The 18,930-nt window shown below is 67.5% G+C and carries 22 protein-coding genes; 9 read left to right on the forward strand and 13 right to left on the reverse strand.

The genetic code is table 11. The annotated features are described in order from the left end of the window. Window positions 1–271 precede the first annotated feature (271 nt). Window positions 272–2,047, reverse strand: coding sequence for a phosphoenolpyruvate--protein phosphotransferase (gene ptsP / locus ASC91_RS06925; protein WP_056194294.1), 1,776 nt, complete (start codon window positions 2,045–2,047; stop codon window positions 272–274). Window positions 2,048–2,161: 114 nt separating this feature from the next. On the opposite strand from ptsP, the gene ASC91_RS06930 reads away from it, so the two are divergent. After that, a complete protein-coding gene (locus tag ASC91_RS06930) occupies window positions 2,162–2,965 on the forward strand; it encodes a GNAT family N-acetyltransferase (protein WP_056194297.1) in 804 nt (267 codons plus the stop codon). On the opposite strand, the gene ASC91_RS06935 is transcribed toward ASC91_RS06930, so the two are convergent. Genes ASC91_RS06935 through ASC91_RS06945 form a run of 3 tightly spaced genes read right to left on the reverse strand, consistent with a single transcriptional unit; the run spans window position 2,966 to window position 4,118 of the window. Further along, on the reverse strand, window positions 2,966–3,235 hold the full coding sequence (locus ASC91_RS06935) for an HPr family phosphocarrier protein (RefSeq protein WP_056194300.1): 270 nt from the start codon (window positions 3,233–3,235) through the stop codon (window positions 2,966–2,968). Beyond that, window positions 3,232–3,630: a PTS sugar transporter subunit IIA gene (locus tag ASC91_RS06940; RefSeq protein ID WP_157281251.1), complete on the reverse strand. Its 399-nt coding sequence runs from the start codon at window positions 3,628–3,630 to the stop codon at window positions 3,232–3,234. Before ASC91_RS06940 ends, ASC91_RS06935 begins: the two co-directional genes overlap by 4 nt. 11 nt (window positions 3,631–3,641) lie before the next feature. After that, window positions 3,642–4,118 carry a hypothetical protein gene (locus tag ASC91_RS06945; protein ID WP_056194302.1) on the reverse strand — a complete coding sequence of 159 codons (477 nt, stop codon included), beginning with the start codon at window positions 4,116–4,118 and terminating at the stop codon, window positions 3,642–3,644. A gap of 80 nt (window positions 4,119–4,198) precedes the next feature. On the opposite strand from ASC91_RS06945, the gene ASC91_RS06950 reads away from it, so the two are divergent. The 3 genes from ASC91_RS06950 (at window position 4,199) to ASC91_RS06960 (ending at window position 7,224) form a co-directional block, all read left to right on the forward strand. Then, window positions 4,199–5,428 (forward strand): CaiB/BaiF CoA transferase family protein, encoded by a 1,230-nt coding sequence (locus ASC91_RS06950; protein WP_394326314.1) that lies wholly within the window; start codon window positions 4,199–4,201, stop codon window positions 5,426–5,428. A 188-nt stretch (window positions 5,429–5,616) separates the two neighbouring features. After that, the gene (locus tag ASC91_RS06955; protein WP_056194306.1) at window positions 5,617–6,717 is read left to right on the forward strand and encodes a hypothetical protein; all 1,101 of its coding nucleotides are present in this window, start codon (window positions 5,617–5,619) and stop codon (window positions 6,715–6,717) included. Window positions 6,718–6,738: 21 nt separating this feature from the next. Continuing rightward, window positions 6,739–7,224: a TlpA disulfide reductase family protein gene (locus ASC91_RS06960; RefSeq protein ID WP_082532494.1), complete on the forward strand. Its 486-nt coding sequence runs from the start codon at window positions 6,739–6,741 to the stop codon at window positions 7,222–7,224. On the opposite strand, the gene ASC91_RS06965 is transcribed toward ASC91_RS06960, so the two are convergent. Then, window positions 7,196–8,077 carry an alpha/beta fold hydrolase gene (locus ASC91_RS06965; protein WP_056194309.1) on the reverse strand — a complete coding sequence of 294 codons (882 nt, stop codon included), beginning with the start codon at window positions 8,075–8,077 and terminating at the stop codon, window positions 7,196–7,198. The two genes, ASC91_RS06960 and ASC91_RS06965, sit on opposite strands and share 29 nt — an antisense overlap. Window positions 8,078–8,173: 96 nt before the next feature. Here ASC91_RS06965 and ASC91_RS06970 point away from each other — a divergent pair, with 96 nt between their 5' ends. Both ASC91_RS06970 and ASC91_RS06975 read left to right on the forward strand, forming a co-directional pair. Beyond that, entirely contained in the window at window positions 8,174–9,079 is a 906-nt protein-coding gene (locus tag ASC91_RS06970; protein WP_157281270.1) for a LysR family transcriptional regulator, read from the forward strand. Window positions 9,080–9,141: 62 nt separating this feature from the next. Then, complete coding sequence (locus tag ASC91_RS06975) at window positions 9,142–10,125, forward strand: N-acetylmuramoyl-L-alanine amidase-like domain-containing protein (protein ID WP_082532495.1); 984 nt, start codon at window positions 9,142–9,144, stop codon at window positions 10,123–10,125. On the opposite strand, the gene lipA is transcribed toward ASC91_RS06975, so the two are convergent. After that, entirely contained in the window at window positions 10,126–11,103 is a 978-nt protein-coding gene (gene lipA, locus ASC91_RS06980) for a lipoyl synthase (protein WP_056194316.1), read from the reverse strand. 2 nt (window positions 11,104–11,105) lie between these two features. Further along, a complete protein-coding gene (lipB, locus tag ASC91_RS06985; RefSeq protein ID WP_056194318.1) occupies window positions 11,106–11,783 on the reverse strand; it encodes a lipoyl(octanoyl) transferase LipB in 678 nt (225 codons plus the stop codon). Between the two features lie 56 nt (window positions 11,784–11,839). Here lipB and ASC91_RS06990 point away from each other — a divergent pair, with 56 nt between their 5' ends. Continuing rightward, on the forward strand, window positions 11,840–12,472 hold the full coding sequence (locus ASC91_RS06990) for a tetratricopeptide repeat protein (RefSeq protein ID WP_056194320.1): 633 nt from the start codon (window positions 11,840–11,842) through the stop codon (window positions 12,470–12,472). Here ASC91_RS06990 and ASC91_RS06995 read toward each other — a convergent pair whose 3' ends face one another. From ASC91_RS06995 to ASC91_RS07020, 6 genes are read right to left on the reverse strand one after another with little or no spacing between them, the layout of a single operon-like run. Then, entirely contained in the window at window positions 12,473–12,757 is a 285-nt protein-coding gene (locus tag ASC91_RS06995) for a DUF493 family protein (RefSeq protein WP_056194323.1), read from the reverse strand. Between the two features lie 7 nt (window positions 12,758–12,764). After that, window positions 12,765–13,910: a D-alanyl-D-alanine carboxypeptidase family protein gene (locus tag ASC91_RS07000; protein ID WP_056194327.1), complete on the reverse strand. Its 1,146-nt coding sequence runs from the start codon at window positions 13,908–13,910 to the stop codon at window positions 12,765–12,767. A 21-nt stretch (window positions 13,911–13,931) separates the two neighbouring features. After that, window positions 13,932–14,564, reverse strand: a complete 633-nt coding sequence (locus ASC91_RS07005) for an alpha/beta hydrolase (RefSeq protein WP_056194330.1) — start codon at window positions 14,562–14,564, stop codon at window positions 13,932–13,934. Continuing rightward, the gene (locus ASC91_RS07010; protein WP_056194333.1) at window positions 14,561–14,887 is read right to left on the reverse strand and encodes a ferredoxin; all 327 of its coding nucleotides are present in this window, start codon (window positions 14,885–14,887) and stop codon (window positions 14,561–14,563) included. The genes ASC91_RS07005 and ASC91_RS07010 overlap by 4 nt, the downstream gene beginning before the upstream one ends. A gap of 14 nt (window positions 14,888–14,901) precedes the next feature. Further along, a complete protein-coding gene (locus tag ASC91_RS07015) occupies window positions 14,902–16,002 on the reverse strand; it encodes a VanZ family protein (protein ID WP_157281254.1) in 1,101 nt (366 codons plus the stop codon). Window positions 16,003–16,010: 8 nt separating this feature from the next. Next, entirely contained in the window at window positions 16,011–16,439 is a 429-nt protein-coding gene (locus tag ASC91_RS07020) for a CopD family protein (RefSeq protein ID WP_056194341.1), read from the reverse strand. Window positions 16,440–16,797: 358 nt separating this feature from the next. Between ASC91_RS07020 and hemB the strand changes: the two genes are divergently transcribed. Then, a complete protein-coding gene (gene hemB / locus ASC91_RS07025; protein ID WP_056194344.1) occupies window positions 16,798–17,814 on the forward strand; it encodes a porphobilinogen synthase in 1,017 nt (338 codons plus the stop codon). 4 nt (window positions 17,815–17,818) lie between these two features. Next, on the forward strand, window positions 17,819–18,925 hold the full coding sequence (locus ASC91_RS07030) for a magnesium transporter CorA family protein (protein ID WP_056194347.1): 1,107 nt from the start codon (window positions 17,819–17,821) through the stop codon (window positions 18,923–18,925). Window positions 18,926–18,930 lie beyond the last annotated feature (5 nt).

Genomic DNA, 18,930 nt, shown 5'->3' on the forward strand with positions numbered 1-18,930 from the left:
CCAGCTCGCCATCCAGACCTTTCAGCCCAGCTCCACCAACCACCTCACAACCATCCGCCGTTCCCGACAAGCGCTGCGTTGTGATCAGCGAAGCCCACGACTGTAGCATAGGTTTTTCTGTGTTCGCAAGATCGTCTGGCAATTTGATCTGGCGCGGCCATTCCCAGCGATTGAGGTAATCAGCAACCTGTACGCCTAACTCGGAACCAGGCAGCCATCCGTGGCGGTTGCCCTCGGCAGCCGAGCGGCCCGGCGCAAATAGCCATCGCAGTCAATGCACAGCTACTGCGCTGCGAGCAACGACCAGCTCCTTCTCGGCGGTGGCCTGAGGATCGTCGCTGTCCAGGATGTGCGGCAGGGCCGTAGCAAGGCGCTGCGCGTCAGCGCGCAGGATGCGCTGCTTGACGGCAGGAATCTGTGACGGGTGCATGGAGAAACTGCGCAGGCCCATGGCCAACAGCAGTTCGGTAAAGACGGGGTCGCCCGCCATCTCGCCGCAAACGCTGACGCCCTTGCCCGCCGCGCGCGCCTGGGCGATGGCTTGGCTGATCAGCTGCAGCACTGCCGGATGCCAGGGATCGTAGAGATGGGCAACTGCTTCATCGGCACGGTCGATGGCCAAGGTGTACTGGATCAGGTCGTTGGTTCCTATGGAGACGAAATCCACATGCCGCAGCAGCAGCGGCAGCATGACCGCTGCGGCCGGGATCTCGATCATGACGCCCAGCTCGACGCGCGTGTAGGCATGGCCGGCATCGGTCAACTGCTGCTGCACCTTGCGCACCGTCTCGACGATTTGCCGAACTTCCGACAGATGCGCCACCATCGGGATCAATAGTCTGACCTTGCCGAAGGCGCTCGCTCTATAGATGGCGCGCAGTTGCTGACGGAACATGCTCGGCTCGGCCAAGCTCCAACGGATGGCACGCAGGCCCATCGCCGGGTTGAGCACATGCTCGTGGCGCAGTTCGTTGACCGTCAACCGATCCAGCGGCTTGTCCGCCCCCACGTCGACGGTGCGAATCGTGACCGGCATGCCCTTCATCGCCACGACGGCGGCCTTGTAGGCAGCGAACTGTTCTTCCTCACTGGGCAGTTCGCCCTCACGGTTCATGAACAGAAACTCGCTGCGGAACAGCCCGACGCCCGTGGCCCCCGATTCCACTGCCGCCTCCGCGTCGGCAGGCATCTCGATGTTGGCGTGCAATTCGATGTGCTCGCCATCCAGCGTGACGGCCGGCGTGTGCCGCAGGCGCCCCAGCCGCGCGCGCTCCAGTTCGCTCTGGCGCTGGCGGAAGCGGTACTCCTCCAGGACGATGGGCGAAGGATTGACGATGACCGTGCCCGCGTCGCCATCGATGATGACCCAGTCATCCTGCCTGATGAGGCGCGAGGCCTCGCGAGTGCCCACCACCGCCGGGATATCCATGCTGCGCGCGACGATGGCGGTGTGGGAGGTCTTGCCGCCAATGTCGGTGATGAAGCCGCGGAAGACGCTGCGCTTGAACTGGATCATGTCGGCCGGCGCAATGTCGGCGGCCACCAGCAGCAGCGGATCCTCGCCCGCAAAGTCGCGTGGCGTGACGGGCGCAGGCGTGTCACCCCGCTCCTGGGACAGCGCACGCAACACACGCTCGACGACCTGCTCCAGGTCAGCCTTGCGCTCGCGCAGGTAGTCATCTTCCATCTCGTCGAACTGGCGTGCCAGCACCTCGAGCTGGGCAGACAGCGCCCATTCCGCGTTGTAGTGCCGCTCGACGATCCACTGGCTGGCGCTCCCGGTCAGGGCCTCGTCGTGCAGCAGCATCAGGTGCACGTCCAGCAAGGCCGCGAGTTCGTGGGGCGCGTCGCCTGGCAGTTCATCCCTCAACGTCTCCAGCTCCAGCACGACGGCGTCGCGTGCGCGCAGCAGTCGCCCAATCTCGGGCTGGACCTCGTCGGGCGTCACGAAATAGTGGGCGACGTCGACGCGGCTGGAGGCGATCAGCACCGCGCGACCGATGGCCACACCACGTGAGACCGCAATGCCGAACACCTGAAAACTCATCAGCACCCTCCGCAGATCAATCCCCAATGTAGCTTGAGCCACAGGGCTGCCGCGTCATGGTTTTTTCATAGGGCCTTCACCGCTGCGTCAAACCGCCGCCCCAGCATACCGGGCATGAACCGCAGTTTGATCGTCACGCATGCACAGCCGCATGCCCCCGCCCTGCACCGCCCGGCGCGCACCTCTTCCCCCCGCCTCAGCGTCAGCTGGGCACGCAGCGAAACGGAAGTTCGCGAAGCCCAGGCGCTGCGCTACCAGGTCTTCGCCGTCGAGATGGGCGCCCGCCTGCCCACACCCAAGGGTTCACCGGCCGGGCTGGACGTCGACCTCTTCGACGCCTATTGCGAGCATGTCCTGGTGCGCGCCGGGGGCGAGGACGACGAGCCCGGCCCTGTCGTCGGCACCTACCGCGTGCTGACGCCGTCCGCCGCCAAACGCGCCGGCGGCCTGTACAGCGACACCGAGTTCGACCTGACGCGCCTGCGCGGCCTGCGTTCCCGGGTCGCCGAGATCGGCCGCTCCTGCGTGCATGCCGACCACCGCAGCGGCGGCGCCATCATTGCGTTGTGGGGCGCGCTGGCCGAGTTCATGGCCCGCAACGGTCTGGATACCGTCATCGGCTGCGCCAGCGTCAGCATGCGCGATGGCGGCCACTTCGCGGCCAGTCTGTGGAAGCAGATCGCCGCCAACCACCTCGCGCCCATCGACTGCCGGGTGCGCCCGCGCCTGCCGCTGCCCATCGAGCACCTGCGCCAGGACCTGGTGGTGGAACCGCCGGCCTTGATCCGCGGCTATCTGCGCTGCGGCGCCAAGTTGATGGGCGAGCCGGCCTGGGACCCCGACTTCAACACCGCCGACCTGCCGCTGCTGCTGCGCACGGCCGATCTGCCGGCGCGCTTCAAGCGCATCCTCGGCTGATCACTGGCCTTCGCCGAACTTGTCGTTGACGAGGGCGGTGATCTGATCCTGCGCGGCTTGTTCGTCCTCGCCATCAGTCTCCAGTTCGACTGTCGCGCCGATGCCGGCGGCCAGCATCATGACGCCCATGATGCTCTTGGCGTTCACGCGCCGGCCGTTGCGGCTCATATAGACCTCGCACTTGAAGCTGCCGGCCAACTTGGTTAACTTGGCCGAGGCGCGCGCGTGAAGACCCAGCTTGTTGCTGATGGTGAGGGTGGACTTGATCATTCGTCGGGGGGCAAGGGAGGCATGGCGACGATGCCGGTGACCGCGCCCTGCATGGCGCGCCGTGCCAGCTCGGTCAAAGGCTTCTGGCTGGCATAGCAGAGGGTGCGCCACAGCATGGGCACGCTGACACCGCTGAGCACCTGCACCTGCTCTCCCGCCAGGCGCTGAGCACCGTTGCTCGGCGTGGCGCCGAACACATCGGTCAGCACCAACCACTCGGGCTGGTCGGCCCGGGCCATCAGCGCGCGGGCAGCTGTCTCGACGTCGTCCGCGCTCATGCCAGCATCAACATCCAGCACGGTCAGCGTCGGCGCACAGTCGGGGAAGGTGTGTTCGGCCACCTGCCGCAGGGCGGAGGCCAGCGGTGCGTGGGCGATCACAAGCAGGTTGGGCATGGGGCAGGATGTTAGCGGGCGGTCTCCATGGCCAGCCCGGCACGGAAGCTTTCCCACGCGGCCGGGTCGTCCTGCGGCAGCGTCATCAGCGCCTGGTAGACACGGCCACCGTGAGCGAACACGGCCACGCGAGTGATCCCGCCCGCACCGGTCAGGCGGTACTCGGCAGCCTCCGGCAGCGGCGTCATGCCCGGCACCAGCAGCGGCTGGGCCGGCGGCAGCGGCTGGCCGAGCTTGGTGGCCAAGGCCTGGGGCATGGCCTTGAGGGCTGGGCCGGCCTGGGTCGGGTCGGGCCCATCAGCCCAGGACAGCGCGAAGCGCCCGCCGCCCGCTTCGCACTGGGCCAGGCCCATCGCACCCTGGCCGGCGTGAGCGGGGCGCTGCTCGATGTCGGGCTTGCAAGGGAAGAGGGCCACGGCGCCCGATCCGGTCGGCCTGACCTCGCGCCAGTTCAGCGTCGGCTGGCAAGCCGCCAGCAAGCTCAGCATTAGGGCAAATCCGGCAGTCGTGCGGCAGGGCATGGGCGAATTATCGACAGCGGCCCGAGGACAATTCCGCAATGCAAGAAATGCCCTCTCCCCAAGCCCTGGCAGGCGTGCGCGTGCTGGACCTGTCGCGCGTGCTGGCCGGCCCCTGGTGCACCCAGACCCTGGCCGACCTCGGCGCCGACGTCATCAAGATCGAACGCCCCGGCAGTGGCGACGACACACGTGCCTGGGGCCCGCCCTATCTGAAGGATGCCGACGGCCAGGACACGTCCGAGGCCGCCTACTTCCTCGGCGCCAACCGCAACAAGCGCTCGCTGGCCGTGGATCTGGCCACGCCCGAAGGTCAGGCCATCGTCCGCAAGCTGGCGGCCCAGGTCGATGTGCTGGTGGAGAACTTCAAGGTCGGCGACCTGGCTCGCTATGGCCTGGACGCGCAAACCCTGCTCGCCGAGCACCCCGGCCTCGTCATCTGCTCCATCACCGGCTTCGGCCAGACCGGGCCCTATGCCGAGCGCGCCGGTTATGACTACGCCGTCCAGGGCATGGGCGGGCTGATGAGCGTGACCGGCGAGCGCGACGACCTGCCCGGCGGCGGGCCGCAGAAGGTGGGCGTGGCCGTGGCCGACCTGTTCACCGGCATGTATGCCACCGTCGCCATCCTGGCCGCGCTGCGCCACCGCGATGCCACCGGCCAGGGCCAGGTCATCGACATGGCCCTGCTGGACACCCAGCTCGCCATGCTGGCCAACCTCGGCAGCAACTACCTGTGCAGCGGCAAGGCGCCGGGCCGCATGGGCAACGCCCACCAGAACATCGTGCCCTATCAGGTCTTCGAGGCCAGCGACGGCTATCTGATCCTGGCTGTCGGCAACGACCGCCAATTCGCCAAGTTCTGCGACATCGCCGGCCAGCCGGGATGGGCCACCGACCCACGCTTTGCGACCAACTCCGAGCGCGTGCGCCACCGCGCCCTCCTCGTGCCTCAGTTGGAGGAAGCCATGCGGCAGCGCCCACGCGCCGACTGGCTCGCGGCGCTGGAGGCTGCCAAAGTGCCCTGCGGCTCAATCAACTCTATTGGTGAGGCGCTGGCCGACCCGCAGGCGCAAGCTCGCGGGGCCGTGGTCCCCATGCCTCACCCCCTGACGCCCGATCTGCGCCTCATCGCCAGCCCGATGAAGCTGTCGGCCACGCCCGTGGCCTATCGCCACGCGCCGCCGTTGCTGGGCCAGCACAGCGACGAGTTGCTGCAAGAAGCCGGCTGTTCTGCGGAAGAAATCACAAACTGGCGCAACAGTGGTGTCATTGCGTGAGGGCTAACCCACCCCCAAACCCAGGGTTTCCCCCTGGGTGGGGGATGGAGATGGCGGCGCGCTGTCCGCAGCATGCGCTCACGCACCGAGGCGGGCCAACCACCTAGAACCATCCGCCTCGGGTCCGCAGCCACCGGGTCATGTCCACACCGCCTTCTTCCGCGCCAGCAAGTGCCGCCAACGATGTCATGCCTGAGCCTTCACCGGTCCAGTGGGCGGACATCGTCCAGCAGCTGGGCGCCGAGATCGCCGGGCCGCTGAGCGCGGCGCTAGAGCAGATCCAGAACCTCGCCACCACCGGCCAGATCGACCGCCGCGGCCTGCGCCTGTTGAAGCGCAGCGTGGACGACGCTCGCACGGCCGGCATGCTGGGCCAGCAGCTCTCCCGGCTGGCCTCCGGCCGCCTGCGCCTGAACCGCGAGCGCCAGCACCTGACGCAGATGCTGCGCAGCGTGCTCGCCCAGCGCAGCCGCGAGACCCAGGCGCGCGGCGTGCAGGTTCGCCAGTCGCTCAAGCCTGTCGAGATCTGGGCCGATGGCGCTCTGCTCTTCGGTCTGCTGAACGCGCTGATGGACTGGGCGCTGGCCAATACGCACTCCTCCGTCGACCTGCGACTGGATCTGACGCCCTGGCCGGTCAAGGCGCGCCTGAGCTGCCGCTTCGCCCACCGCTCGCTGGAATTGCTCAGCGACGACGCCGACCCGCACGCACCGACGCCCGGGCTGGACTCGCTGGCCTGGCGGCTGCTGGAGCAAACGGCCATCACGCTGGGTGTGCTGCCACTGCGCGAGCAGGAGGCCGGCATCACGCTGCTGACGCTGGAGTTCAACCAGCTCGCGCCGGACGAAGCGCCGCCGCCGGACAGCACCAATGCCCGGTTGGAAGCCGAGGCCGAACGCATGGGCGGCAATTCGCGGCCGCTGGCGGGCTGCCAGTTGCTGATCGTGTCGGCGCACCGCGACATGCGCACCGAGGCCCAGGCCGCCGTGCGCCACATGGGCATGCTGGTGGATGTGGTCGGCAGCGTGGCCGAGGCCGAGCAGTTCTGCCGGGAAGGCCTGCCCCATGCCATGCTGTTCGACGCGGCACAGATGAGCGAGCCGCTGCTGCAGCTGATCGCCGGCGTCATGCGCGACGCGCCGGACTTCGCCTTCGTCGAGATGTTCGATGGCGAGCACCGCACCCAGCTGTCCACCGCCACCGGTGACGGCGTGGCCCGCATCTCGCGCCGCCACCTGCCCGACGCCCTGCCCTCGCTGCTGATGTTCGAGCTGGCCAAAAGGGTTTAGCGGCTTCTCTAGAATCCGGGCATGCTGACCCGCCGTGCCCTTGCCTCTGCCCTGATCTGCGCCGCCGCGCTGACGGGCTGTGCCCGCGAGCAGGCACCCGCCGTCGACTATGTGCTGCTGAACGGCCAGAAGGCCAGCTCGCGGGACTGGACCGGCAAGGTCATGCTGGTCAACTTCTGGGCCACCAGCTGCGCGACCTGCGTGAAGGAGATGCCGCAGATCGTCGCCACCCACGACAAGTTCAAGGCCCGCGGCCTGGATACCGTGGCCGTGGCCATGAGCTACGACCCACCGGCCTTCGTCGCCAAGTACGCCGAGACGCGCAAGCTGCCCTTTGGCGTGGCCATCGACAACACCGGCAGCGTCGCCCAGGCCTTTGGCTCGGTGCAGATGACGCCGACCACCTTCCTCATCAACAAGCGCGGCGAGATCGTCAAGCGCTTTGTCGGCGAACCCGACTTCGCCGCCCTGCACGGCCTCATCGAGCAGCTGCTGGCTGAGGCGTAAGCCCGTCGATGAAGACGGCCATGCGCGCCGCGATGAAATCGACCTCTTCCTCCAAAGCGAAGTGCCCCGTGTCGAGCAGATGCAGCTCGGCCTCGGGCAGGTCGCGCAGATAGGCCTCGGCGCCCGCCGCCGGGAAGAAGGCGTCGTTGCGACCCCAGACGATCAGCGCCGGCGGCCGATGTTCGCGCAGCCAGGCCTGCCAGGCCGGGTAGCGCGCCACGTTGCGGTGGTAGTCCAGCGCCAGGTCGACCTGGATGGCCTTGCGGCCGGGCAGGTCCAGGAAATGCTGGTCCAGCAGCCAGCCCTCGGGGGCGATGCGCGCCGGCTCGCGGGTGCCGCCCTCGTACTGCATGCGCGTGACCTCGGCCGTCAGGATGCCCATGACGGCCTCCACAGCACCCGGCCGGCCGGGCTGCAGCGCCACCATGTCGCGTGCCATCGCGCTCAATCCCTCCTCGTAGGCATTGCCATTCTGGATGACGAGGCCGGCGATCCATTCCGGATGGCGTTCGGCGACGCGCAGGCCGATGGGCGCGCCGAAGTCGAACAGGTAGGCGACGAAGCGGTCCAGGCCCAGCGCCTCGCAGAACCCCTCGACGACATCGGCCAGGCGGTCGAAGCTGTAGCCAAACTCGGCGGCCGGCGGCGCATCACTGAGGCCGAAACCCGGATAGTCCGGGGCAATGAGGTGGTAGCGGTCCGCCAGCGCCTCCATCAGCTTCACATACTGGCGCGACGATGACGGGAAGCCGTGCAGCAGCAGCAACGTCGGCGCATCCACCGGGCCGGCCTCACGGTAGAAGATGTTCAACCCGTCGATTTGGATGTTGCGATGGAAGATGGGGTGATTCATGGCGATCTCCTCTGGGATGGCTCCAGTGTGCCCGGGCAGACCGCCCGGTAGCCGCGCTATCCTGCAAACACCTTGCACTTTGAGTGGAAGATGGCCATCAACGCCCTCGCCAACGTCAACCTCAACCGCCTGGCCGTCTTCGTCGCCGTCGTCGAAACCGGCTCGCTGAGCGCAGCCGCCCGCCGGCTGGGTATCGCGACGACCATGGTCAGCGCCCACATGCAGCGCCTGGAGCGCGAGGTCGGCGCCAGCCTGCTGTTGCGCACCACACGCTCCCTGCGCATGACCGAGGCGGGTGAGGGCTTTTTCGATGCTGCGCGCCAGATCGTGGCCGACACCGAGCGGGCCATCGCCGCTGCCGCCGGAAACACGGCCGAGCCACGTGGCCGGCTGCGCGTGACGGCGCCGGTGGACTATGCCGAGCGCGTGCTGGCGCCCGTCGCCGTCGCACTGACGCAGCGCCACCCGCAACTGCAGATCGATGTGCTGGCTGTCGACCGGCCGCTGGACCTTGTGGCCGAGCAGATCGACGTGGCCATCCGCATCGGCCAACTGGCCGACTCCGAGCTGCGCGCGACGCGCATCCGGTCCTTCAGCGCCTACGTCGTTGCCAGCCCGAGCCTGCTCGAGGGACGCGCCGCACCCGCTCATCCGGGCGAGCTGGCAGCCCTGCCGCTGATTGCGCTGACCGTGCTTCCCCAGCCGCTGCAATGCCGCTTCAACGCCGACGGCGAGGCCGAACAGGCGGTGCGCTTGCAGTCCGTGCTGTCCTTCAACACCGCCTCGGCGCTGCGCAGCGCGGCATTGGCGGGTGGCGGCATGGCCATGCTGCCGGACTATCTCGTTGCCGACGACCTCGCCGCCGGCCGCCTCGTGCGCCTGCTGCCGGGCTGGCATCTGCCCGAAGGCGGCATCCACGCCCTCTATCCGGCCGCCCAGCAGCCACCTCGCAAGACGCGCCTGCTCATCGAGACGCTGCGCGCCCAGGCCGGCGAATCCTGACGTTATGGACGTCCCACAAGCTCTCATGACCACCGAGGCGCCGCTGGACTGACACTGCGGCGATGCAAAAGACGCTTGCCGCCCTCGCCATATCCCTGCTGCTGGCTGGCTGCGCCCACCAGCCCCCGCCGCCACCGTCGCCACCCCGCATCGAGCCCACGGCCACACAGCTGGATGCCGCTCGCCGCGCCAGCCTGGACGCCACCGAACTGGCCAGCCTGCTCAACAAGCCGCTCTACCAGATGCAGCCGCGCGAGCTGGGCCGCTACCTGGCCTGGCAACAGCAGGACCAGCCGGCCCTGCGCCAGCGCATCGCGGCGCTGGCACGCAAAAACATCGGCCAGCCCTACGAGCTCTTCTTGCTGGGCGAGTTCCCCTACGAGACCTACGACGCCCAGCCGCTGTTCGACCTGAGCAAAAGCGACTGCGTCGTCTTCGTGGAACATACCTATGCGATGGCATTGAGCGCATCCTGGGAAGAGTTCTTCTGGATGCTGCAGCGCATTCGCTACCGCGACGGGGTCATCGGCACCGCCACGCGCAACCACTACACCGAAGCCGACTGGAATGTCGCCAACCGCTGGTTGGTGCAGGACGTCACCGCCACCCTGGGCGCGCCGACCCAGCCCTACCACCAGCGCATCGACCGTCAGGCCTTCCTGCTCAAGCAGTTCAAGATCCGCCGCGACATCCCGGTGCAGAACTTCGACGATGTCTACGTTGCCAAGCAGGACGTGGCCGCTGTCGAGGCCCAGTTGCAGGACGGCGATTTCGTCAACGTCATCTCCAGCCGCGGCGGCGAGTCCTGGGCATCGCATGTCGGCCTCATCGTCACCAGCGCGGATGGCTCTCGTCGCCTGCTGCATTCAGCCGAGCCGCAGGTGCGCGAGGAGACGCTGCAGGGCTTCATCGCCCGCATGGCCGAACGCGATGCGCGCCAGGCGGGGCAGAACAAGGCGCAGCTGGCGGGCTTCAAGTTCCTGCGCCTGAACGAGGCGCCAGAAGTGCCGCCGATGGCGCCCCAGCCCCGCCCTGGGCGGTCCTGATCAGGCCGCCGTCGGGCTGACCGTCGGATTGAGGGCCGCGTGGGCCTGCTCGTCCGCGTGGTAGCTGGAGCGCACCATGGCGCCGACGGCCGCGTGCGTGAAGCCCAGCTCGTAGGCTTCCTTCTCGAACTGCTTGAAGGCGTCGGGCGTCACATAGCGGCGCACCGGCAGGTGATGGCCCGATGGCGCCAGGTACTGCCCGATGGTGATCATGTCGATGTCGTGCGCCCGCATGTCGCGCATGACCTGGCGGATCTCGTCGTCCGTCTCGCCCAGGCCGACCATGATGCCGCTCTTGGTCGGCACGCCCGGCACTTCCTGCTTGAAGCGCTTGAGCAGGTCCAGGCTGAACTGGTAGTCGGAACCCGGGCGCGCTTCCTTGTACAGGCGCGGCGCGGTTTCCAGGTTGTGGTTCATCACATCCGGCGGCGCGGCCTTCAGGATATTCAGCGCGCGATCGGCGCGGCCGCGGAAGTCGGGCACCAGCACTTCGATCTGGGTCGTCGGCGACAGCTCGCGCGTCTTAGTGATGCATTCGGCGAAATGGCCGGCGCCGCCGTCCTTCAGGTCGTCGCGGTCGACGCTGGTGATGACGACGTACTTGAGCTTCAGCGCCGCAATCGTCTTGGCCAGGTTCAGCGGCTCGTCGACGTCCAGCGGGTCGGGCCGGCCGTGGCCGACGTCGCAGAACGGGCAGCGGCGCGTGCACTTGTCACCCATGATCATGAAGGTGGCCGTGCCCTTGCCGAAGCATTCGCCGATATTGGGGCAGCTGGCTTCCTCGCAGACCGTGTGCAGCTTGTGCTCACGAAGGATCTGCTTGATCTCGTAGAAGCGGGTGGTCGGCGAGCCGGCCTTGACGCGGATCCAGTCTGGCTTCTTCAGCACCTCGGCCGGCACGATCTTGATCGGAATGCGCGAGGTCTTGGCCTCGGCCTTTTGCTTGATCGTCGGGTCGTAGGTGGTCGTGTCGGGCATGGTCAAGGCGTCGAGACTTCAAATTGTGCCGAGAGCCGCTCGGCGAGCCGCCCGGCCGCGGTCGGCCAGTCGGTGAAAACCCCGATTTTATCGAGGGATGTGGTTTCCAGCCCTTCGTATCCGCACGGGTTGATGCGCAGGAAGGGTTCCAGGTCCATCGCGACATTCAGCGCGAGGCCGTGATAGGTGCAGTGGCGGCTGACCTTGATGCCCAGGGCGGCGATCTTGGCCAGGCCCTTGAAGGCGTCCGCCGGATCGGCCGGGCCGGCCAGGGCCGCATGGCTGCCAGGGTCGGCCGGGCGCACATAGATGCCGGGCGCGCCGCCGACGCGCAGGCCGGTCACCGCATAGCTGTCCAAGGTTTGGATGAGGGCCGTCTCCAGGCGGAAAACGTATTCCTTGACGAAGATACCCAGGCGTCGCAGGTCCACGAGGGGGTAAGCCGTCACCTGGCCGGGGCCGTGATACGTCACCTGGCCGCCGCGCTCGGTCGCGACGACGGGGATGTCGCCGGGCAGCAGCAGGTGCTCGGGCTTCCCGGCCAGGCCCTGGGTGAAGGTGGGCGGGTGCTCGCAGAGCCAGAGCTCGTCCGGCGTATCTGCATCGCGCGCCGCCGTGAAGGCGCGCATGGCCTCCAGCGTGGGCAGGTAATCGACCCGCCCGAGGGTCTTGACGATCATGCGGGCATCATAGGCAGCCACTGTAAGCCTTCGCTTAGCCAGGACGACTCGACCCGATGAAGACGCCACTGATTGCCGTTGCCCTGCTGCTCGCCGCCTCCCTGGCCCGGGCCGTCTCACTGCCCGACGCGCTGGCCGCCTACGACGAGGGCGACCTCAAGGCTGCGGCCAAGGGCTTTGCCGAATCAGCCCGGCGCGGCGAGGCGCTCGGCCAGTTCAACCTCGCGATGATGAATCTGCGCAAGGAGCTGCCCGGCGCCAGCGACGCGAAGGCCTGGCAGTGGCTGCAGCGTGCGGCGGCGCAGAAGCTGGCACTGGCCGAGAACGCCCTGGGCGAAATGATCGAGCAGGGGCGCCACGGCAAGCCCGACGCGAAGGCCGCCTGCGGCTGGTTTGAGCGCGCCGCGCAGCAGGGCAACGGCGACGGTGCCCTCGCCACCGCCACCTGCTACTACCTCGGCCGCGGCCGGTCCCAGGACCTGGCCCAGGCCCACCGCTGGTATCTGGAAGCGGCCAAGGCAGGCGACGTCGGCGCCCAATACATCGTCGCGTCGATGTTCGAGACGGGGTCGGGCGTCGAGGCCGACGCGCGCCTGGCGCGCTATTGGTACGACATCGCCGCCAAGAACGGCGACGACGCGGCCAAGGCCAAGATCAAGGCCATGCAGGCCGGCGACGCGGCGACCTGATCAGAGCACGACCTTGACCATGGGATGCGTGGTCAGCGTGCGGTAGATCTCGTCTAGCTGCTCGCGGCTGGTGGCCGTGATGGTGATGGTCAGGCCGAGGTAGTTGCCGCCCTTGCTCGGGCGCTGCTCGATGGTGGCGGCATCAAAGGCTGGGTCGAACTGTCGCGCCACATGGGCGATGGCCTCGACGAAGCCCTCGACATGGGCGCCCATGACCTTGATCGGAAACTGCGAGGGGTATTCGATGAGCGATTGCTCGGGCGGAATGTCGGGCGGCAGGTTCATCGTGACCTCACTTGATCCACAGGCGCAGCGAATCCCAGGCACGACCGAGCAGGCCGGAGCCGGGCACGGCTTCCTGCACGATCAGCGGCACCTCGGCCACCGGCGCGCCGGCCGTCGTCGTCACGCGCAGGGTGCCGACGCGCTGGCCCTTGCTGAGCGGCGCCACCAGGGGGTCGGTGCGCTCGACCTGGGTTTGCAGCTTGGTGCCGTCGCCATGCGGCACGGCGACGAAGATGGCGTCAGCCGCACCGAGCCTGGCTTCCTTGGCCTCGCCCTTCCAGACCGGCACGGTCGCAATCGCCTTGCCGGCGTCAAAGATCTTGACCGCATCGAAGGCCGTGTAGCCCCAGTTCAGCAGCTTCTGGCTCTCGCTGGCGCGAGCTTCCTTTGACGCCGTGCCCATGACAACGGACAACAGGCGGCGCTTGCCGTTGGGGAAATCGCGGTTGGCACTGGACACCAGGCAGTAGCCGGCGGCCTCGGTGAAACCGGTCTTCATGCCATCCACCGTCGGGTCGCGACGCAGCAGCAGGTTGCGGTTGTCCTGGCGGATCTTGTTGAAGGTGTAGTCGCGCTGCGAGTAGTAGACGTAGTACTCGGGGAAGTCCGTGATGATGTGTGAAGCCACCACCGCGATGTCGCGCGCACTGCTCTTGTGGCCGGGCTCGGACGTGCCGGTCACGTTCTTGAACTCGGTGTTCTTCAGGCCCCAGGCCTGGGCCTGGCGGTTCATCAGCTGCACGAAGTTCTCGACCGAGCCGGCGGCGCCTTCGGCCAGGGCCACGGCGGCGTCGTTGCCGCTCTGGATGATGAGGCCGTGCAGCAGCTCATCGACCTTGGGCGTCATCGTCGTGTCGATGAACATCAGCGAAGGATCACCCTTGCGCTCGTCCCAGGCGCGCTTGGACACGGGCAGCGTCTGCTCCAGCGTCAGCTTTTTCTCCCGCAGCGCGCCGAAGACGACATAGGCCGTCATCAGCTTGGTCAGGGACGCCGGGTCATTGGCCGTGTCGGCATCACGCTCGGCCAGGGTCTTGTGCGTGGTCAGGTCGATCAGCACATAGTTGCGCGCCGCGAGTTCCGGTGGCTGGGGGGCCTGGGCCAGGGCAGTCAGCGAGAGCGCGGCGAGGAGGAAAGCAAGCAGTCGTTTCATGGATCTGTTCAGACGCAGCGACTAGATCTTCGTGGGATCGAACGCGCGCACCACAAGGGACTTGAGCAGCGGCAACTGCCCGTGGAAGAAATGGCCCACGCCGGGGACGACGGTCACGGGAAGGCCTTGCGGCCGCGCCCAGTCGAGCACGGCGGCGAGCGGCACAACGTCGTCGACCTCGCCATGGATGACCACGGTGTCGGCAGGCACCGGGGCGGTGTCAAAACGACTGGTCGCCGGGCCGACGAGGACGAGGCGCCGGGCCGGTTCGGCCAGGCGTTGGGCAGCGCGGGAGGCCACGTAGCCGCCAAAGGAGAAGCCAGACAGGATCAATGCCTCGCCGGGCGCGCGAACAGCGTCGAGCACGGCCAGCGCGTCATCAACTTCGCCACGGCCTTCGTCCCAGCCACCTGCCGATTGGCCGATGCCACGGAAGTTGAAGCGCACGGCCCGCCAGCCGAGTTGAATGAAAGCCCGCGCCAGTGTCTGCACGACCTTGTTGTCCATGGTCCCGCCCTGGGTCGGGTTGGGATGGCAGATCAGGGCCGTGCCCAGCGGCGGCGTGCCTGAATTGGAACCAGGCGGCAGGTCGATGGCAACTTCAATCTGCCCGGCCGGGCCGGGGACGAGGCGCTTCTCGGTCTGCGAATTCATCGGCCGACGGAATCCGGCAGCACCAGGCGCTCGACCACCTGGCCGTCGCGCAAATGGCGCTCAACGATCTCGTCCAGGTCGCTCTTGTCGACCCAGGAATACCAGATGGCTTCCGGGTAGACGACAGCCACCGGGCCGCCGGCGCAGCGGTCCAGGCAACCGGCCTTGTTGACGCGCACGCCGCCCTTACCTGCCAGGCCGAGTTGCTTGACGCGCGACTTGCAGTGGTCGAAGCCGCCTTGCGCGTCATGGTCAGCGCAACTGGCCTCGCCATTGGTGCGCTGGTTCAGGCAGAAGAAGACGTGGCGCTCGTAGTAACTCATCGCCGCGGATTGTCTCACTGGGGCTTTTGCACCAGCCGGGCGGCGAGCCAGACGAGGGCAATGAACGGCCAGGTCCAGGCCACCCAGCGCGTCAGCCCATAGAGGTTGATGAAGCGGCCCTGCTCCCAGGCCTGCATGTTCAAGGCCAAGTAGGGGTCGCTGGGCGCCAAGCTGATGAGGCCGATCAAGGCGCACAGCACGAACAGGCCCAGGGCCGCCGCGACACGCGAGGGCAGCAAGCAGGCCACCAAGGCCAGCACGACGCCCAGGCCCACGCCGGGGCGTGTGGCATCGCTGAGCCAGGCCCATGCATGGTCGGGCCCGAAGGCCATCGCGGTTGACGTCGCCGTGCCCAGCAGGCCCAGCAGCACCGCCCCCCCGGCCAGCGCCAGCCGGCGCAGGCCGGAGCGAGCGACGGTGATCATCAACAGCACCGGCGCTAGCAGCCCGAGGGCGATGGCCAGCGCCTCCAGGCCAGGCGGCAGCTCATGCTCGACGGTGACCGCGTCGCCCCAGTTCAGCGCCCAGGGCGTGCCGGTCAGGGCATCCAGCAACATTCCCCGCCACCAGGGCAGCCATTGACCAAGGCCGAAAGGCAGCGGCGTCGGGTACAGCAGTGCCAGCGGCCACAGCGCCAGCAGAGCGAGGGCCGGTGCGCTGCTGGCGCCAAACCAGTGGTCGCGCACGTCCTCCCAGCGCTCCAGGCCCCCGAGGGCGCTGAGCACCAGGCCCAGGGCGGTACCGAGCAGGCTGCCGGCCGAGTTCAGGACCCAGTCAGACAGGGAGGGCACGCGGCCCGGCACGAAGAACTGCAGGGTCTCCATCGCAAACGAAAGCGCCGGCCCGGGCAGCAGGCCGAGCAGCAGCCCGCCGCGCACCCCCCAGCCCGAGCGCATCGCCGCAGCAAAACCGAGCAGGCCCAGGGGGATGTAGCCAATCAGGTTGGCCTCGACGTCGAAGGCCCAGAAGCGGGCCGGCCAGGGCAGGCTGAACAACCAGGGCAGGCCCATGCCGGGCGGCCAGCGCCAGGGCCAGAAGGGGTAGAGGCTGGCATAGGTGACCAGCCCCATATGGGCCAACAACAGCCAGGTGGCGGAGCTTTGACGGCGACGCACTTCCGACCTCAGAAGGGCTTGACGGTCACCAGCACGACGATCGCCGCGAAGAGCAGCACGGCCGTCTCGTTGTAGACGCGGAACCAGCGGTGGCTGCGCTTGTTGGACAGCGTCTCGAAGCTGCGCAGCAGGCGTCGGTTCATGTGGTGATAGCCGATGACGCCGACGACCAGCAGCATCTTGACGTGCAGCCAATAGCTGCCGGCGAAGCGGCTGGCGCCCCAGCCCACCAGCACCCAGATGCCGAGCAGCAGGGCCACGCCCATCAGGATGCTGCTGAAGCGGTGCAGCTTGTGCGCCATCAAAAGCAGGCGCTCACGTTCGGCATGGCTGTCGGCCGGCACCATGGCCAGGTTCACAAAGATGCGCGGCAAATAGAAAAGGCCGGCAAACCAGGCGGCGACGAAGACGATGTGAAAGGCTTTGACCCAGAGCATGCAGCCATTATGGGCAGCACCGGCGTCAAGCACGGCCGCAGCGCGGACGGGCTTGGGGGAGAGTCGGACATGGGCCGCAGGCACACCGCACGAAGGTGCGGGTTGGGTCGCTCCGCGACACAACAGTCCGGTGAACACCAAAAAAAAGCCCCGGTTCAAGACCGGGGCCGAGAAAGCCTTATCGCTGTCATCACGCTAAGGCTCCTGCTCAGGGAGGAAAAGCAGGGAACGACCACCTTGCGGCTATCATTCAAAAACAAGTTTAGCGCGCTTGAGCGGTGACGTCAGGAATAAATGACGTCTGGATGTGTCAACCATCACGCGCCGGGCCGCACCCCCCGCAGCCTGAGGATTCGACTTGGCCCGCTACGTTTTTTCTCCCTCCGCCTTCCCTGCGGCGCGCCCGCGGCGCCTGCGTCGCGACGCCTTCACGCGCGCCCTCGTGCGTGAACATTCGTTAAGCGCAAACGACCTCATCCTCCCCGTCTTCATCCATGAGGGCGAGAACCGTCTGGACGCTGTGGCTTCCATGCCCGGCGTGTCGCGCCAGAGCCTGGACCACCTGCTGCGCACGGCCGAGCAGTGTGTCGAACTGGGCGTGCCCGTCATCGCCCTTTTCCCCGTCATCGACGCCGCGCTGAAGACGCCCGACGGCGCCGAAGCGCTGAATCCGAACGGCCTGGTGCCGCGCGCGGTGCGCGAGGTAAAAAAACATTTCCCGCAACTCGGCGTGCTGACCGACGTGGCCCTGGACCCTTTCACCAGCCATGGCCAGGACGGTGTCATCGACGAGACCGGCTACATCCTCAACGACCCGACCGTCGAGATCCTTGCCAGACAGGCCCTGGTACAGGCAGATGCCGGCGTCGATATCGTTGCGCCCAGTGACATGATGGACGGCCGCATCGGCGCCATCCGCCAGGCGCTGGAAGCCGCCGGCCACATTCACACGCGCATCATGGCCTACAGCGCCAAATACGCCAGCAGCTTCTATGGCCCCTTCCGCGACGCGGTGGGATCGGCTGCCAACCTCGGCAAGGCTGACAAGAAGACTTACCAGATGGACCCCGGCAACAGCGACGAAGCCCTGCGCGAGGTGGCCCTGGACCTGGCCGAGGGCGCCGACATGGTGATGGTCAAGCCCGGCATGCCTTACCTGGACATCGTGCGCCGCGTGAAGGACGAGTTCCGCGTGCCGACCTTTGCCTACCAGGTCAGCGGCGAATACGCGATGGTCAAGGCCGCCGCGGCCAATGGCTGGCTGGACCATGACGCCGTCATGATGGAGTCGCTGCTGGCCTTCAAGCGCGCGGGCGCCGACGGCGTGCTGAGCTACTTCGCGCTGGACGCCGCGCGGCTGCTGAAAGCGGGTTGAGCCGGTGCGGGTCTTCCACATCGAGACCGACAGTTTTCGCGAGCTTGCGGCCCTGCCCGAAGCGCTGCCGGAGCGTGGCTTCCTGTGGGTGGGCTATGGCCGGCGCGAGTTCGAAGTGGGCGAGCCGGCCGTGCAGCAGGCACTGGCGCGATGGGGCTGCGGCAATATCGTCGACCTGCATGTGTCAGATCTGATCAACAACCAGTTGCCCTCGCATTTCGACTACACGTCCTGGTACGACATGCTGGTTTTCCGGCGCCTCGCCGCGGCGCCGGGCAGCCAGGATCTCTTCGTCGATGACGAGCACGGCACGCTGGCCTCGGCCCAGCGCGCGCTGCGGGCCATCGACACCAGTCCGGTCGGCTTCGCCGTTTTCGACCGCGTGCTGATCACTGTGCACCCGACCGACTGCCAGGTGCGCGAGTTCTTCGCCCAGAAGCTCGACCGCCTGACCGAAGGCCGCGAGAAGCGCGATGCGCGTGGCGGCGCCCGCCTGCCAGCCAGCCCGGCCGACCTGATGCTGCGCATGGTCAACCACATGGTGGACAGCTATCTGGAGCTGCGGCGCCTGCTGACCCGCCAGCTCGGCACGCTGCAGCGCGTGCTGCTGGACCAGAGCAGCGAGTTCGATGACTGGCCGCTGCTGCTGGAGAGCCGCGATGCCCTGCACCGGCTGGAGGACACCTGCGAAGACCAGCGCGCCGCTATCCAGGAGTGGATAGACGCGCTGGACGAATGGCCGGTCGACGGCGACCCGCAGGTGACGCGCGAACGCGAGCTGCTGCGGGTGCGCTCACGCGACGTGCTGGAGCATGTGGAGCGGGTGCTGACCCATGTGCGCCGGCTGGAGTCCTCGGCCGAGTCGGCCGTGCAGATGCACTTCAGCGCCCTGGGGCATCGCACCAACAGCATCATGCGCACGCTGACGGTGCTGACGGCCATCTTCCTGCCGCTGAACCTGATCACCGGCATCTTCGGCATGAATTTCGAATGGATGCCGTTGATCAAGAACGCCAACGGTTTCTGGGATGCCGCCCTGCTGATGCTGGCCGTGGCGCTCGGGCTTTGGTTCCTGTTCCGTCGCAAGCGCTACCTGAGCAGCAGCCGGTAGGTCGA

Source organism: Pelomonas sp. Root1237, assembly GCF_001425055.1.
In the GTDB taxonomy this organism is placed as follows: Bacteria; Pseudomonadota; Gammaproteobacteria; order Burkholderiales; family Burkholderiaceae_C; genus Pelomonas.

What these genes read in the sequence shown, in the direction of transcription:
- lipA (WP_056194316.1), bottom strand. Translation starts at nt 11,103, where the DNA reads ATGCCCGACACGACCACCTACGACCCGACGATCAAGCAAAAGGCCGAG.
- ASC91_RS07005 (WP_056194330.1), bottom strand. Translation starts at nt 14,564, where the DNA reads ATGAATTCGCAGACCGAGAAGCGCCTCGTCCCCGGCCCGGCCGGGCAG.
- ASC91_RS06990 (WP_056194320.1), top strand. Translation starts at nt 11,840, where the DNA reads ATGAAGACGCCACTGATTGCCGTTGCCCTGCTGCTCGCCGCCTCCCTG.
- ASC91_RS06940 (WP_157281251.1), bottom strand. Translation starts at nt 3,630, where the DNA reads ATGCCCAACCTGCTTGTGATCGCCCACGCACCGCTGGCCTCCGCCCTG.
- ASC91_RS06965 (WP_056194309.1), bottom strand. Translation starts at nt 8,077, where the DNA reads ATGAATCACCCCATCTTCCATCGCAACATCCAAATCGACGGGTTGAAC.
- ASC91_RS06960 (WP_082532494.1), top strand. Translation starts at nt 6,739, where the DNA reads ATGCTGACCCGCCGTGCCCTTGCCTCTGCCCTGATCTGCGCCGCCGCG.
- ASC91_RS06955 (WP_056194306.1), top strand. Translation starts at nt 5,617, where the DNA reads ATGCCTGAGCCTTCACCGGTCCAGTGGGCGGACATCGTCCAGCAGCTG.
- lipB (WP_056194318.1), bottom strand. Translation starts at nt 11,783, where the DNA reads ATGATCGTCAAGACCCTCGGGCGGGTCGATTACCTGCCCACGCTGGAG.
- ASC91_RS07000 (WP_056194327.1), bottom strand. Translation starts at nt 13,910, where the DNA reads ATGAAACGACTGCTTGCTTTCCTCCTCGCCGCGCTCTCGCTGACTGCC.
- ASC91_RS06945 (WP_056194302.1), bottom strand. Translation starts at nt 4,118, where the DNA reads ATGCTGAGCTTGCTGGCGGCTTGCCAGCCGACGCTGAACTGGCGCGAG.
- ASC91_RS06975 (WP_082532495.1), top strand. Translation starts at nt 9,142, where the DNA reads ATGCAAAAGACGCTTGCCGCCCTCGCCATATCCCTGCTGCTGGCTGGC.
- ASC91_RS06995 (WP_056194323.1), bottom strand. Translation starts at nt 12,757, where the DNA reads ATGAACCTGCCGCCCGACATTCCGCCCGAGCAATCGCTCATCGAATAC.
- ASC91_RS06935 (WP_056194300.1), bottom strand. Translation starts at nt 3,235, where the DNA reads ATGATCAAGTCCACCCTCACCATCAGCAACAAGCTGGGTCTTCACGCG.
- ASC91_RS07020 (WP_056194341.1), bottom strand. Translation starts at nt 16,439, where the DNA reads ATGCTCTGGGTCAAAGCCTTTCACATCGTCTTCGTCGCCGCCTGGTTT.
- ptsP (WP_056194294.1), bottom strand. Translation starts at nt 2,047, where the DNA reads ATGAGTTTTCAGGTGTTCGGCATTGCGGTCTCACGTGGTGTGGCCATC.
- ASC91_RS07010 (WP_056194333.1), bottom strand. Translation starts at nt 14,887, where the DNA reads ATGAGTTACTACGAGCGCCACGTCTTCTTCTGCCTGAACCAGCGCACC.
- ASC91_RS06930 (WP_056194297.1), top strand. Translation starts at nt 2,162, where the DNA reads ATGAACCGCAGTTTGATCGTCACGCATGCACAGCCGCATGCCCCCGCC.
- ASC91_RS06950 (WP_394326314.1), top strand. Translation starts at nt 4,199, where the DNA reads ATGCCCTCTCCCCAAGCCCTGGCAGGCGTGCGCGTGCTGGACCTGTCG.